Origin of the sequence: Pectobacterium carotovorum (genome assembly GCF_033898505.1) — a bacterium.
GTDB classification, from domain to species: domain Bacteria; phylum Pseudomonadota; class Gammaproteobacteria; order Enterobacterales; family Enterobacteriaceae; genus Pectobacterium; species Pectobacterium carotovorum_J.
On record NZ_JAXAFK010000002.1, the window covers coordinates 358,310 to 371,648 of the forward strand.

A 13,339-nucleotide genomic window follows, 5' to 3' on the forward strand; every position below is an offset into this window, starting at 1 on the left:
GCATTAATTTTCCTTAAAATTCTCAATTAATTTCCAAATAAGCGCGTTTTTGTTAGGGATGGCACTATCAGGATGAAAGGCAATGAAAAAAGAGTGGTTTGCTACCAGCGAATTGGTTGGAGTCGGCGGCCTTCCGAAATCAAGACAAGGATTGAATAAGCGCGCCCGCGAGGATGGATGGGAGAAGCGTCGCCGTAAAGGCGTCCAGGGAAGAGGAGTGGAGTACTCAATTCACAGCTTACCGGATACGGTAAAAAAATCCCTATTACTCGAAACCGAGCCTTCCGCCTACTCGGCGAAGCAGCCTGCTGCCTTGGCAGTATGGATGCAGATTTATCAGCAACTATCTGAAAAAGAAAGAGATGAGCTAATCGCTTATATTCTTCGCGTCGGCGTATCGACGACGCTGAGCCAGTTAGGTATTACACCGTCGGACGAGGAACCCATCTCATCAATGGAGATTGACTGAGCCATCGAAAGCGGGTTCTCCAATTGCCAATCTATGGTGAAGAAGGAACCTGCATTTTCTTTCGGTTGACCGTATTACTCTGGTCGCGATGTTTTAGCATCGTACTGGATTTAATCATTTCTTTATTACTTAGGTGTGCCGGTAACGTGTAAAAGTTAGCGGTTTAGGTAATTATAGTCTATTATATGGAAACTTTTGGGCGAGTTGACGTAATGCCTGTTCAAAACAAACAAGGGAGTGACGAGTATGGACAAAGAATGGTTTGCAACAAGTGAGCTGGTTGGCGTAGGTGGATTGCCGAAGTCACCGCAGGGGCTGAACAAACGAGCGCGAGACGACGGTTGGGAAAAGCGCAGGCGGAAAGGGGTTCAAGGGCGCGGTGTCGAATACTCTATTCGCAGTTTGCCGAATGAGGTCAGGAACTCTCTGCTCATAAAAGAGAACCCACCAACAGAATATTATCGTATAGATAATGAGCCGACCCTGCTGTCATCGTGGGTGCATATTTTCCATCAACTTTCCGTTGATGAACGAACCCGGCTGATCAATTTCATCTTGCGTGAAGGGACGATAGCGATGTTGTCTCGGCTGGATGATGTCCCCATCGACCAGACTGCCTAGTCTGCGAACGAGTAGCGCTGCAAGGCAGCGCTACTTAGATTGAATCAGACAAGTAGTACCTCACACCACGATTAGAAATCGCGCTGTACGGCTAAGTGGGCGAGGCCTTCGAGCGCCATACGGTATGGCGTTTCCGGTAGCTGCTGTAGTGCGCTAATCGCTTTATCTGCCTCTTCTTCGGCACGCTGGCGCGTATAGTCAAGCGAACCACATTGCTGCATGGTGGCAAGCACTGGTTCCAGCAGATGACGCCCGTTTCCTTCTTCAATTGCCTGACGAATCAGCGAACTCTGTTCTGCATTGCCATTACGCATGGCGTGCAGCAGTGGCAGTGTTGGCTTGCCTTCATTGAGGTCGTCGCCCGTGTTTTTGCCCAGCGTTTTGCCGTCTGCGCTGTAATCAAGCAGATCGTCAATTAACTGGAACGCGGTGCCCAGGTAGCGGCCATAGTCCTGAAGCGCTTTTTCTTGCTCTGGCGTCGCGCCTGCAAGGATGGATGAAGATTGCGCGGCGGCTTCAAATAAACGTGCCGTTTTGCTGTAAATGACGCGCATATAGCTTTCTTCAGTAATATCCGGGTCGTTGCAGTTCATTAACTGCAAGACTTCGCCTTCGGCAATAACGTTTACTGCTTCTGACATCAGCGCCAGCACGCGTAACGATTCGAGGCTGGTCATCATCTGGAAGGCGCGGGTATAAATGAAATCCCCAACCAGCACACTCGCGGCGTTGCCAAAGGCAGCGTTGGCCGTTGCTTTACCCCGACGCATGTCAGATTCGTCGACCACGTCATCATGCAGCAGCGTTGCGGTATGAATAAATTCGATCAGTGCGGCGACGGTGACATGTTTATCACCGTTATAGTCGAGGGCTCTGGCGGCTAGTACAGCAATCATCGGGCGTATACGTTTTCCACCGCCGCTGATGATGTAATGCCCAAGCTGGTTGATCAAAACGACGTCGGAATTCAGTTGTTCAAGAATGACGTTATTAACAGCTGCCATATCCTGCGCGGTTAATGTTGTAATTTGTTCTAGATTCATGGTTTGTGCCAACGTATGTCTTCAACACTGCCGTAAGATTGCTGCTGCATATCGGCAAGACGGAACTTATTGCGCCGATTGTACTTGAAAAATGAGAGAGATAAACGGCAGTTCATACGTTGTATTCTTTTTCTTCACATCCTTTGATTATGCACTTGTCATCCGCAGTATTTTTGCGTAGAATTCGCGCCCTATTATGAATATTTATAGCGCGCTCTGAAACCTATGGTGAGTGCGCGGAAAGCGGAGTTTTATATGTACGCAGTTTTCCAAAGTGGTGGTAAACAACACCGAGTAAGCGAAGGACAAACCGTTCGCTTGGAAAAGCTGGACATCGCAACTGGTGAAGCCGTTGAGTTTGACCAAGTTCTGATGGTTGCTAATGGTGAAGAAATCAAAATCGGCGTTCCTTTCGTCGATGGCGGTAAAATCAAAGCTGAAGTTGTTGCTCATGGTCGTGGCGAAAAGGTGAAGATCGTTAAGTTCCGTCGCCGTAAACACTACCGTAAGCAAGCAGGCCACCGTCAGTGGTTCACTGACGTGAAAATTACCGGCATCAGCGCTTAAGATTAGGAGAGCGGATTAAATGGCACACAAGAAAGCTGGCGGTTCAACCCGTAACGGTCGTGACTCTAACGCACAACGTCTGGGCGTAAAACGTTTTGGCGGCGAAAGTGTACTGGCTGGTAACATCATCGTTCGTCAACGTGGTACTAAATTCCACGCAGGAACTAACGTTGGCTGCGGGAAAGACCACACTCTGTTCGCTTTGACTGATGGTAAAGTTCAGTTTGAAGTTAAAGGCCCAAAAAACCGTAAATATATCAGCATCGTTGCTGAATAATATTTCGCGTTAGGTCTTACGGATTCAAGCCCCGCAATTCTTTGCGGGGCTTTTTACATTCTGATTCTGAGTAAACCATCTGGATAAGTATGAATACTAAACAGCAGACGGGTATCGGTCTTTGTCTGGCGCTGACCACGGCAGTTTGCTGGGGGGCGTTACCGATAGCCATGAAACAGGTTCTGGTGGTGATGGAACCTTATACGATTGTTTGGTATCGTTTTTTTATCGCGTCGATTGGACTCGGCATTATTCTGTCATACCGTAAGAATTTACCGCCAATGCGGGTTTTCCGGCATCGGCGTTGGTGGGTTCTGCTACTAATTGCAACCGCTGGATTATTAGGCAATTTTGTTTTCTTTAGCTCGTCTCTTCAATATCTGAGTCCGACGGCGTCTCAGGTTATCGGGCAGCTTTCTCCTGTTGGTATGATGTTTGCCAGCGTACTGATCCTAAAAGAAAAGATGCGTGGCACGCAGGTCATTGGCGCGATCATGCTGATCTGTGGCCTGATCCTGTTCTTTAATACCAGCCTGATTGAGATTTTTACCCGGTTGACGGACTACACGCTGGGCGTGCTGCTTGGCGTCTGCGCCTCGGCGGTATGGGTATCCTATGGCGTAGCGCAGAAGGTGCTGCTGCGGCGTTTGACATCACAGCAAATTCTGTTTCTGCTGTACGTACTGTGTGTCGTCTTCATTACGCCTTTTGCCAAGCTTGAGACTATCTTCCAACTGAGCAACTGGCAGCTTATCTGCCTGCTATTCTGCGGCGCGAATACATTGATTGGATATGGCGCGTTGGCGGAGGCCATGGCTCGTTGGCAGGCCTCGCAGGTTAGTGCCGTCATTACGCTGACGCCGCTGTTTACGCTGTTGTTTTCCGATCTCCTGGCGTTAGGGTGGCCGACTTTCTTTGCTGCGCCAGTGCTGAACTGGGTTGGCTACTTGGGGGCCTTTGTCGTTGTTTCCGGTGCTATGTTTTCTGCTATCGGACATCGTTTCTTCCCAGGCAAGAAAGAACCTGTGCCGCCATTGATGGTGCGGAAGTAGCCTGAAAGAACACGTATTGCAGCAGGTCATGGTCGCCTTTTGACATTCTGCATGTGTTGCTTATTTTTAATACAGATGAAATTATTGGAGCAGGCAGGTACAATCCGCTCCTTTGCTGGAATGCGTTCTGGTGCGTCAGTTTTTTTAATGGTGGGTAGCATTACGCTACATGCCGTAAAATCAAAAAGTTACGCCAAGAAGAACCAATAACAAGCCTAAAACACGTAGATATTCTCTATTGGTTTTTTGCGGAGAGAATCAATGAAGTTTGTAGATGAAGCCACAATTCTCGTTGTGGCAGGCGATGGCGGTAACGGTTGTGTTAGCTTTCGCCGTGAAAAATATATTCCTAACGGCGGCCCGGATGGCGGTGACGGTGGTGACGGCGGCGACGTTTATCTGTTGGCTGACGAAAACCTGAACACGCTGATCGATTACCGTTTTGAAAAATCTTTCCGCGCTGAGCGTGGACAAAACGGGCAAAGCCGTGACTGTACGGGTAAGCGCGGCAAAGATATTACGATTAAAGTTCCTGTTGGTACCCGTGTTTTGGATCAGGGTACCGGCGAGGTGCTGGGTGATATGACGCGTCATCAGCAGAGCCTGATGGTAGCGAAAGGCGGCTGGCACGGTTTAGGTAACACGCGTTTTAAATCATCCGTCAACCGTGCTCCTCGCCAGAAGACCAGCGGTACGAAAGGTGAAGAACGTGAGCTGGCGCTGGAACTGCTGTTGCTGGCTGACGTGGGAATGTTGGGACTGCCGAACGCAGGTAAATCGACTTTCATCCGTGCGGTATCAGCAGCGAAGCCAAAAGTCGCTGATTATCCGTTTACCACTCTGGTGCCGAGCCTTGGTGTGGTCCGTATGGATAGCGAACAGAGCTTTGTTGTGGCGGATATCCCTGGTTTGATTGAAGGGGCATCTGAAGGCGCTGGGTTAGGGATTCGTTTCCTGAAACACCTTGAACGCTGCCGTGTTCTGTTGCATTTGGTTGATCTGGCACCGATTGATGAGTCCGATCCGGTTGAAAATGCCAAAATCATTATCAACGAGTTAGAGCAGTATGGCGCAGGTTTGGCAGAAAAACCGCGTTGGCTGGTTTTCAACAAAGTTGATTTGATCGACAAGGCTGAAGCGGAAAAACGTGCCAAAGAGATTGCGACTGCGCTTGGCTGGGAAGGTAAATACTACCTGATTTCTGCGGCGAACCGCGAAGGCATCACTCCACTTTGCTGGGACGTGATGAGCTTCCTGAAAGCCAATCCGAAAGTGACAGCGATTGCCGAAAGCGCGCCGGAAAAAGTTGAGTTCATGTGGGATGATTATCATCGCCAACAGCTGGCTGAAATAGAGAAAGAAGCCGAAGAAGAGTGGGATGATGATTGGGACGATGAAGATGACGAAGGCGTTGAGATTATCTATCAAAAATAATTCGTTCTTCCGCTAGTTAATTCTCGCTTATTGCGGCCTTATCCCATCAGGGTAAGGCCGCATTCTTATTTTAATTGCTCTGATAAATGTCTTTGTAGAGGCGACTTTCAAATCTCACCAGAGGGACACGGCGCGCGCGCTGGTCTTCTGGCGGCACGGCATAACCGGACAGGAACTGAACGAATGCCATACGCTGGCCGCTCGCGGTGGTAATGAACCCTGCCAAATTGTATACACCCTGCAGTGCCCCTGTTTTCGCCGAAACTTTGCCATCAACGCCAGCCTCATGCAGACCGCCACGATAACGCAGCGTGCCGTCATAGCCGGAAAGTGGAAGCATGGTGATGTAATTCAACTCATTATCGTGCTGTGCGATGTACTGCAATACCTGCATCATCGTTTCTGGCGAGATCAGGTTGTGTCGTGACAGGCCTGAACCATCAACAACAATGCTGTTTCCTAAATCTACACCAGCTTTCTGACGCAGGATCTGACGTACTGCATCCGCACCTGCGCGCCATGTACCCGGCACGCTAAAACGCTCATGTCCAATGGTACGAAAAACCGTATCGGCAATCATGTTGTCCGATTTTTTCAGCATGATAGTGAGCAGGTCGTGCAGTGGCGCTGATTGTGTCTGAGCCAGCACGCTCCCCGCGGCTCCTGGCTGCGTCTGACGACGAAGACTGCCCTTTATACGAATATCTGCCTGCTGTAGTTCATCTTTAACAATAGCGCCGGCATAACTGGCCCCATCCTGAATCGCGAACGCCAGCGGAAGCGGCTCTGTGCGCTGAGTCAAACAGCCTGTAAGCGTAAAACGATTCAGTTCCCCAGGGACCACATCCAGTTCGCAGTATTGCGCATCAGATGAGCCCTTAGCCAGCGTTCGGACCTCGCTGAACATTTGCACCGGATAATAGGATGCAACGCGGATAAACGCATTGTCACCCGCTTTAGGCGCGCTGTAGAGTGAGACAGAGAAACAGTTACGATCGACAATCGCGGCACCCGGCGGGGCACTGAAGCATTGCGTCATGTCGTTCCAGGGCCAGCCCGGCGCTTTATCGTGGCTGGCGAATACCGAGGTGTCGATCAGCACATCCCCTGCGATTTCCTGTATCCCGCGCTTTCTTAATTCTTGCACCATGTTCCGTATTTGCTGGCGCTTAAGCGTTGGATCGCCGCTAAACCGTACGATGAGGTTACCGTTCAGAATACCGCTAGTGATAGGGCCATGGCTTTCCATCGTAGTGATGAATCGATAGTCTGGGCCCAATTGCAGTAATGCAGCTAATGCGGTTATCACCTTTTGTGTACTGGCGGGAAGCGCCATTTGCTGGCTATTGAAGGCCATGCTGGGTGTTGTTGAGCCAACTTTTTGTACCAATAGCGCCAGATTGGCACCGTCTGGTAAATATTGGCGATGATCCTCAACAGAAGCTGCATTGGCATGCAGAACAAAAGCGCAGGCAAGTCCGGTAACAATCGATGAAAAACGCATAATCTCAGCTAAGAACGGGGTAACGTGTGGTCATACTACGGCGCAACAAGGTCTAAAGTAAACGATGACCCTCATTGAACTCTGGGGTAAAATACGTATCAAAATGCAAAACCGCTGCCAGCCTGGAAATTTTGTTCCGGGGCTGGTTGCTTTTGCTTTATGTCCAGTGAGGACTGGCACGTTGCAGAGACTCCGTCGCCTTTGATTTTTAGCGCGTCAGGATGACGATTATTTGAGTCTTACGGACTTTTTTAGAGGTATAGACAATATGAAACAATTTCCGATGACCCTGCGTGGTGCTGAAAAATTGCGCGAAGAGCTTGACCACCTGAAATCTGTGCGTCGACCTGAAATTATTGCGGCCATTGCCGAAGCGCGTGAGCACGGCGACCTGAAAGAAAATGCGGAATACCACGCCGCACGTGAGCAGCAGGGCTTTTGTGAAGGACGCATTCAAGACATTGAAGCTAAGCTGTCTAACGCACAGGTTATCGATGTCACGAAGATGACGGCGAACGGGCGTGTTATTTTTGGCGCAACTGTGACCGTGATGAATCTGGATAACGAGGAAGAACAAACCTACCGGATCGTTGGCGATGACGAGGCTGATTTTAAGCAAAATCTGATCTCTGTAAATTCCCCGATTGCGCGTGGTCTGATCGGCAAAGAGCAAGATGACGTTGTGGTCATCCGTACGCCGGGCGGCGACGTGGAATATGAGATCCTGAAGGTCGAATATCTATAAATTTTGCTGGGTTGTTGATTAAAACAGCAAAAATTGTAAAGAAAAGAAAAAGGCCGCTTGCGGCCTTTTCTCTAACCGAGAGGCATGGCACCTTTCCGTTAAAACTGAGTATCCTGAAATAAAAAGTGTTATCGTGGTAACACAATTTTACGTTCTTTCGCAGGACGGTAGAGCACCAGCGTGTGGCCGATGACCTGAACGTTAGCGGCACCCGTTTCACGAACAATTGCCTCGACAATCAAGGCTTTGGTTTCGCGATCTTCTGTCGCTACTTTTATCTTGATCAGTTCGTGATGCGCCAATGCTTGTTCGATCTCAGCCAAAACACCTTCGGTGAGACCGTTATTGCCCAGCATGACAACCGGTTTTAGCGGGTGTGCCAAGCCTTTCAGGTGTTGTTTTTGTTTATTACTTAGGTTCATTGTCTTTTTTACTTAGGTTGGGATTGAAAACGGGTCATTCTACCGCCATCTCATGATTATAACCAATTTGACTGTTCTGATTGGTAATATGTGAGAAGTTTCTCCCCACCACGAGCGTGTTACTGAGAATAGTTGGAAAATCGATGGCGAATAAAAAGCGTTCTGCAAGTTCCAGTCGCTGGTTGCAGGAACACTTTAGCGATAAATATGTGCAGCAGGCCCAGAAAAAAGGGCTGCGCTCGCGTGCTTGGTTTAAACTTGACGAAATACAGCAGAGCGACAAACTGTTTAAACCCGGTATGACGGTTGTGGATTTAGGCGCTGCACCTGGCGGTTGGTCACAGTATGTGGTCACGCAAATTGGTGGAAATGGTCGAATTATCGCGTGCGATATTTTACCGATGGATCCGATTGTCGGCGTCGATTTCCTGCAAGGGGACTTTCGTGATGAACTGGTCCTCAAAGCCTTGCTCGAAAGGGTTGGCGATAGCAAAGTTCAGGTGGTGATGTCTGACATGGCCCCTAACATGAGTGGTACACCAGCCGTTGATATTCCGAAGTCGATGTATCTGGTTGAATTAGCACTTGGTATGTGTCGGGATGTATTAGCGCCAGGCGGAAGTTTCCTGGTGAAAGTGTTTCAGGGAGAAGGCTTTGATGAATACCTGCGGGAAATTCGCTCCCTGTTTACGAAAGTGAAAATTCGTAAACCAGACGCCTCACGTGCCCGGTCTCGTGAAGTGTATATTGTAGCGACAGGGCGCAAACTGTAGTACCCTAACGCTGTTTTTTAACACAGTTGTAATATGAGGTTAATCCCTTGAGTGACATGGCGAAAAACCTAATTCTCTGGTTAGTCATCGCAGTTGTGCTGATGTCTGTTTTCCAGAGCTTTGGGCCCAGCGAGTCGAATGGCCGTAGGGTGGATTATTCAACCTTCTTGACTGAAGTGAATCAGGATCAGGTCCGTGAAGCACGTATTAACGGGCGTGAGATCAGTGTTATCAAAAAAGACAGCAATAGATACACGACTTACATTCCTGTCAATGACCCCAAGCTACTGGATAACCTGCTAACGAAGAATGTGAAAGTCGTTGGTGAGCCACCGGAAGAGCCGAGCTTACTGGCTTCTATCTTTATTTCCTGGTTCCCGATGCTGTTACTGATTGGTGTCTGGATCTTCTTCATGCGCCAAATGCAAGGTGGCGGCGGTAAAGGTGCCATGTCCTTCGGCAAGAGCAAAGCGCGTATGTTGACTGAAGATCAGATCAAGACGACGTTTGCAGATGTAGCCGGTTGCGACGAAGCGAAGGAAGAGGTTAGCGAACTGGTCGAGTACCTGCGTGAACCTAGCCGTTTCCAGAAACTGGGCGGTAAAATTCCGAAAGGCATTCTGATGGTCGGCCCGCCGGGGACAGGTAAAACGTTGCTGGCGAAAGCGATTGCCGGTGAAGCGAAAGTGCCTTTCTTTACGATTTCCGGTTCTGACTTCGTTGAAATGTTTGTGGGTGTTGGTGCTTCTCGCGTTCGTGACATGTTCGAACAGGCGAAGAAAGCGGCACCTTGTATCATCTTTATCGATGAAATCGACGCCGTTGGCCGTCAGCGTGGCGCAGGTTTAGGCGGTGGTCACGATGAACGTGAACAAACGCTGAACCAGATGCTGGTTGAGATGGACGGCTTTGAAGGCAACGAAGGCATTATTGTTATCGCGGCGACGAACCGTCCCGATGTGCTTGACCCAGCTTTACTGCGTCCGGGTCGTTTTGACCGTCAGGTTGTGGTTGGTTTGCCGGATGTTCGCGGTCGTGAACAGATTCTGAAAGTGCATATGCGTCGCGTACCGCTGTCTCCAGATATTGATGCGTCAGTGATTGCACGTGGTACACCAGGTTTCTCTGGTGCGGACTTGGCTAACCTGGTTAACGAAGCCGCATTGTTCTCTGCTCGTGGCAACAAACGCGTTGTTTCGATGGTTGAATTCGAGAAAGCGAAAGACAAAATCATGATGGGTGCCGAGCGCCGCTCCATGGTTATGACTGAAAAGCAGAAAGAATCGACGGCCTATCATGAAGCGGGACACGCTATCATCGGTCGTCTGGTGCCAGAGCACGATCCGGTCCATAAAGTGACGATCATTCCACGTGGTCGTGCGCTGGGCGTGACGTTCTTCCTGCCTGAAGGTGATGCGATCAGCGCCAGCCGTCAGAAACTGGAAAGCCAGATCTCTACGCTGTACGGTGGTCGACTGGCCGAAGAAATCATTTACGGCGTGGAGCATGTTTCGACTGGTGCGTCCAATGACATCAAAGTCGCAACGTCGATTGCTCGTAACATGGTGACGCAGTGGGGCTTCTCTGAAAAATTGGGTCCATTGCTTTATGCAGAAGAAGAGGGCGAAGTATTCCTCGGCCGTTCTGTAGCAAAAGCCAAGCACATGTCAGATGAAACGGCGCGTATCATCGATCAGGAAGTGAAATCGCTGATTGAACGCAACTACGTGCGTGCTCGTGAGCTGTTGATGGCAAATATGGACATCCTTCACTCAATGAAAGATGCGTTGATGAAGTATGAAACCATTGATGCGCCGCAGATTGACGATTTGATGGGGCGTAAGAAAGAGGTGCGCCCGCCAGCAGGTTGGGAAGAGTCTCGTTCTGACAACGATTCCGGCAACGGCGGTGGGACGCCTAAAGCGCCTACGCCAGTGGATGAGCCGCAAACGCCTAATCCTGGTAACACTAATCCTGGTAACACTAATCCTGGTAACACTAATCCAGGTAACACCTTGTCTGAGCAAGCGGACGACAAATAATTCGCCTGTAATTGATATCGGTAACTCACGAAACCCCAGCTCAGGCTGGGGTTTTTTACTGGAATGTTCTTCGAATCATATTTCATGCTAACCACACCAGAATGCGGAGGTAAATCATGCAACTGGTTGCCAGAGACTCAACGCTGGATCTTTCCTGCCCACACGTCATGGGCATTCTTAACGTCACGCCGGACTCTTTTTCCGATGGCGGCAAACACAACAAGCTCGATGCTGCACTACTGCACGTTCAGGGGATGGTTACCGCTGGTGCGACCCTGATCGATATTGGCGGTGAATCAACGCGCCCTGGGGCGGCTGAGGTGAGTACGGAAGAAGAGCTGGAACGTGTGGTGCCTGTTGTTGAAGCCATCGCTAAGCGGTTTGACGTCTGGATCTCGGTTGATACCTCGAAGCCGGAAGTGATGACGGCGTCAGCGCAGGCAGGCGCGCATCTGATTAATGATATTCGCGCTTTGCAAGAGCCCGGCGCTCTGGAAGCGGCGGCGGCAACAGGTTTGCCGGTATGCCTGATGCACATGCAGGGAATGCCGAGAACCATGCAGCACAAACCGCATTATGATGACCTGATGCAGGACATCGAAAATTTCTTGCAACAGCAAATTGATCGCTGTGTGAACGCCAATATTCCGAAAAGTAAGCTATTGCTGGATCCTGGGTTCGGATTCGGTAAGAATCTTGCCCATAATTATGCGCTTCTGGCTCGTCTGAGCGAGTTACATCGTTTTGAACTACCTCTTCTGGTGGGGATGTCGAGGAAATCCATGATTGGACAACTCCTCAATGTGCCGCCTGCGCAGCGTGTTCATGGCAGTGTCGCCTGCGCAGTGATCGCGGCGATGCAGGGAGCACAGATTATTCGCGTGCACGATGTTAAAGAAACGGCTGATGCCATGCGCATTGTTGAGGCCACCCTTTCTGCGAAGGAATAAAAACGAGATGAGTAACCGCAAATATTTTGGTACCGATGGCGTACGTGGCAAGGTTGGCGATACGCCGATTACACCTGACTTTGTGCTTAAACTGGGTTGGGCCGCTGGGAAAGTGCTCGCACGGCATGGTTCTCGTAAGATTATTATCGGCAAAGATACCCGTATTTCTGGTTACATGCTGGAGTCTGCGCTGGAAGCTGGGCTGGCAGCTGCGGGTTTGTCGGCTTCTTTTACTGGCCCGATGCCGACGCCTGCGGTTGCTTATCTTACTCGTACGTTCCGTGCTGAAGCGGGTATCGTGATTTCTGCTTCTCACAACCCGTATTACGACAACGGTATTAAATTCTTCTCAATTGACGGCACGAAGCTGCCGGATGATGTAGAAGAAGCGATTGAGGCTGAACTGGAAAAACCGCTGACGTGCGTTGAGTCTGCTGAATTAGGCAAAGCCAGCCGCATTGTTGACGCAGCCGGACGCTACATTGAGTTTTGTAAGGGGACGTTCCCGAGTGAACTGAGCCTCAATGGTTTAAAGATTGTCGTCGATTGCGCCAATGGCGCTACCTATCATATCGCCCCCAGCGTATTGCGCGAGCTTGGCGCTAAAGTCATCGCGATTGGCTGTGAACCTGATGGCATGAATATCAATGAAGAGTGCGGGGCGACCGACGTCAGACAGCTACAGGCGCGCGTACTGGCTGAAAAAGCGGACGTTGGGCTGGCCTTTGACGGCGATGGCGATCGGCTCATCATGGTCGACCATTTGGGCAACAAAGTGGATGGCGACCAGATTCTGTATATCATCGCCCGTGAAGGCTTACGTCAAGGGCAGCTGCGCGGCGGTGCGGTGGGCACGCTGATGAGTAACATGGGGCTTGAGGTGGCGTTAAAGCAACTGGGCATCCCGTTTGCTCGTGCCAAGGTGGGCGATCGCTATGTATTAGAAATGATGCAGACAAAAGGGTGGCGCATTGGTGCAGAAAACTCCGGCCATGTGATCCTACTGGACAAAACGACGACGGGAGACGGTGTGATTGCCGGTTTGCAAGTACTTACCGCGATAGTGAGAAACCATATGAGCCTGCATGATTTATGCAGCGGTATGAAGCTGTTTCCACAGATCCTGGTCAACGTACGGTTTACGGGTGAAAACGATCCGTTGGAAGACAAGAATGTGCAGCAGATTACGCAGGATGTGGAAAAAGAATTGGCCGGACGTGGGCGTGTCCTGCTGCGTAAATCCGGTACTGAGCCGCTTATCCGCGTCATGGTTGAGGGTGAACACGAAGAGACCGTAATCGCGCTGGCAAACCGTATTGCCGATGCGGTGAAAGCTGTCAGCTGAGGGCTTTTTTGATTCACCAATCAGGTAGATAAGGCTTTCGATAGGCATCTTGTGTCGAAAGCCGCTGTTTTTTTCTGCAATCAACCCGCGGTGAC

Annotated in this window: 14 protein-coding genes; 11 read left to right on the forward strand and 3 right to left on the reverse strand. The window is 50.1% G+C overall.

What is annotated here, in order from left to right; translation table 11 throughout:
• Window positions 1–82: 82 nt before the first annotated feature.
• Together R9X49_RS13625 and R9X49_RS13630 are read left to right on the forward strand one after the other, a co-directional pair.
• On the forward strand, window positions 83–469 hold the full coding sequence (locus R9X49_RS13625; RefSeq protein WP_319848919.1) for a DNA-binding protein: 387 nt from the start codon (window positions 83–85) through the stop codon (window positions 467–469).
• Window positions 470–715: 246 nt separating this feature from the next.
• Complete coding sequence (locus tag R9X49_RS13630; RefSeq protein ID WP_319848920.1) at window positions 716–1,090, forward strand: DNA-binding protein; 375 nt, start codon at window positions 716–718, stop codon at window positions 1,088–1,090.
• Window positions 1,091–1,161: 71 nt separating this feature from the next.
• On the opposite strand, the gene ispB is transcribed toward R9X49_RS13630, so the two are convergent.
• Window positions 1,162–2,133, reverse strand: coding sequence for an octaprenyl diphosphate synthase (gene ispB, locus R9X49_RS13635; protein ID WP_319848921.1), 972 nt, complete (start codon window positions 2,131–2,133; stop codon window positions 1,162–1,164).
• A gap of 255 nt (window positions 2,134–2,388) precedes the next feature.
• Here ispB and rplU point away from each other — a divergent pair, with 255 nt between their 5' ends.
• From rplU to cgtA, 4 genes are all read left to right on the forward strand, one after another.
• Window positions 2,389–2,700: a 50S ribosomal protein L21 gene (gene rplU / locus R9X49_RS13640; protein ID WP_010283026.1), complete on the forward strand. Its 312-nt coding sequence runs from the start codon at window positions 2,389–2,391 to the stop codon at window positions 2,698–2,700.
• 19 nt (window positions 2,701–2,719) lie between these two features.
• The gene (gene rpmA / locus R9X49_RS13645; protein ID WP_012773263.1) at window positions 2,720–2,977 is read left to right on the forward strand and encodes a 50S ribosomal protein L27; all 258 of its coding nucleotides are present in this window, start codon (window positions 2,720–2,722) and stop codon (window positions 2,975–2,977) included.
• Between the two features lie 89 nt (window positions 2,978–3,066).
• The gene (locus R9X49_RS13650) at window positions 3,067–4,029 is read left to right on the forward strand and encodes a DMT family transporter (protein WP_319848922.1); all 963 of its coding nucleotides are present in this window, start codon (window positions 3,067–3,069) and stop codon (window positions 4,027–4,029) included.
• A gap of 261 nt (window positions 4,030–4,290) precedes the next feature.
• Window positions 4,291–5,463 (forward strand): Obg family GTPase CgtA, encoded by a 1,173-nt coding sequence (cgtA, locus tag R9X49_RS13655; protein ID WP_319848923.1) that lies wholly within the window; start codon window positions 4,291–4,293, stop codon window positions 5,461–5,463.
• 70 nt (window positions 5,464–5,533) lie between these two features.
• On the opposite strand, the gene dacB is transcribed toward cgtA, so the two are convergent.
• Entirely contained in the window at window positions 5,534–6,967 is a 1,434-nt protein-coding gene (gene dacB / locus R9X49_RS13660; RefSeq protein ID WP_319848924.1) for a serine-type D-Ala-D-Ala carboxypeptidase, read from the reverse strand.
• Window positions 6,968–7,235: 268 nt separating this feature from the next.
• On the opposite strand from dacB, the gene greA reads away from it, so the two are divergent.
• On the forward strand, window positions 7,236–7,712 hold the full coding sequence (gene greA, locus R9X49_RS13665) for a transcription elongation factor GreA (RefSeq protein ID WP_039352020.1): 477 nt from the start codon (window positions 7,236–7,238) through the stop codon (window positions 7,710–7,712).
• Window positions 7,713–7,840: 128 nt separating this feature from the next.
• Here greA and yhbY read toward each other — a convergent pair whose 3' ends face one another.
• Entirely contained in the window at window positions 7,841–8,134 is a 294-nt protein-coding gene (yhbY, locus tag R9X49_RS13670; protein WP_010283039.1) for a ribosome assembly RNA-binding protein YhbY, read from the reverse strand.
• Between the two features lie 143 nt (window positions 8,135–8,277).
• Here yhbY and rlmE point away from each other — a divergent pair, with 143 nt between their 5' ends.
• The 4 genes from rlmE to glmM all read left to right on the forward strand — a co-directional run bounded on the left by rlmE (window position 8,278) and on the right by glmM (window position 13,244).
• Window positions 8,278–8,907, forward strand: a complete 630-nt coding sequence (gene rlmE / locus R9X49_RS13675) for a 23S rRNA (uridine(2552)-2'-O)-methyltransferase RlmE (RefSeq protein ID WP_012773268.1) — start codon at window positions 8,278–8,280, stop codon at window positions 8,905–8,907.
• A 56-nt stretch (window positions 8,908–8,963) separates the two neighbouring features.
• A complete protein-coding gene (gene ftsH / locus R9X49_RS13680; RefSeq protein WP_319848925.1) occupies window positions 8,964–10,949 on the forward strand; it encodes an ATP-dependent zinc metalloprotease FtsH in 1,986 nt (661 codons plus the stop codon).
• A 116-nt stretch (window positions 10,950–11,065) separates the two neighbouring features.
• On the forward strand, window positions 11,066–11,899 hold the full coding sequence (gene folP, locus R9X49_RS13685) for a dihydropteroate synthase (RefSeq protein WP_319848926.1): 834 nt from the start codon (window positions 11,066–11,068) through the stop codon (window positions 11,897–11,899).
• 7 nt (window positions 11,900–11,906) lie between these two features.
• Window positions 11,907–13,244: a phosphoglucosamine mutase gene (glmM, locus tag R9X49_RS13690; protein ID WP_319848927.1), complete on the forward strand. Its 1,338-nt coding sequence runs from the start codon at window positions 11,907–11,909 to the stop codon at window positions 13,242–13,244.
• The last annotated feature ends 95 nt before the right edge of the window (window positions 13,245–13,339 follow it).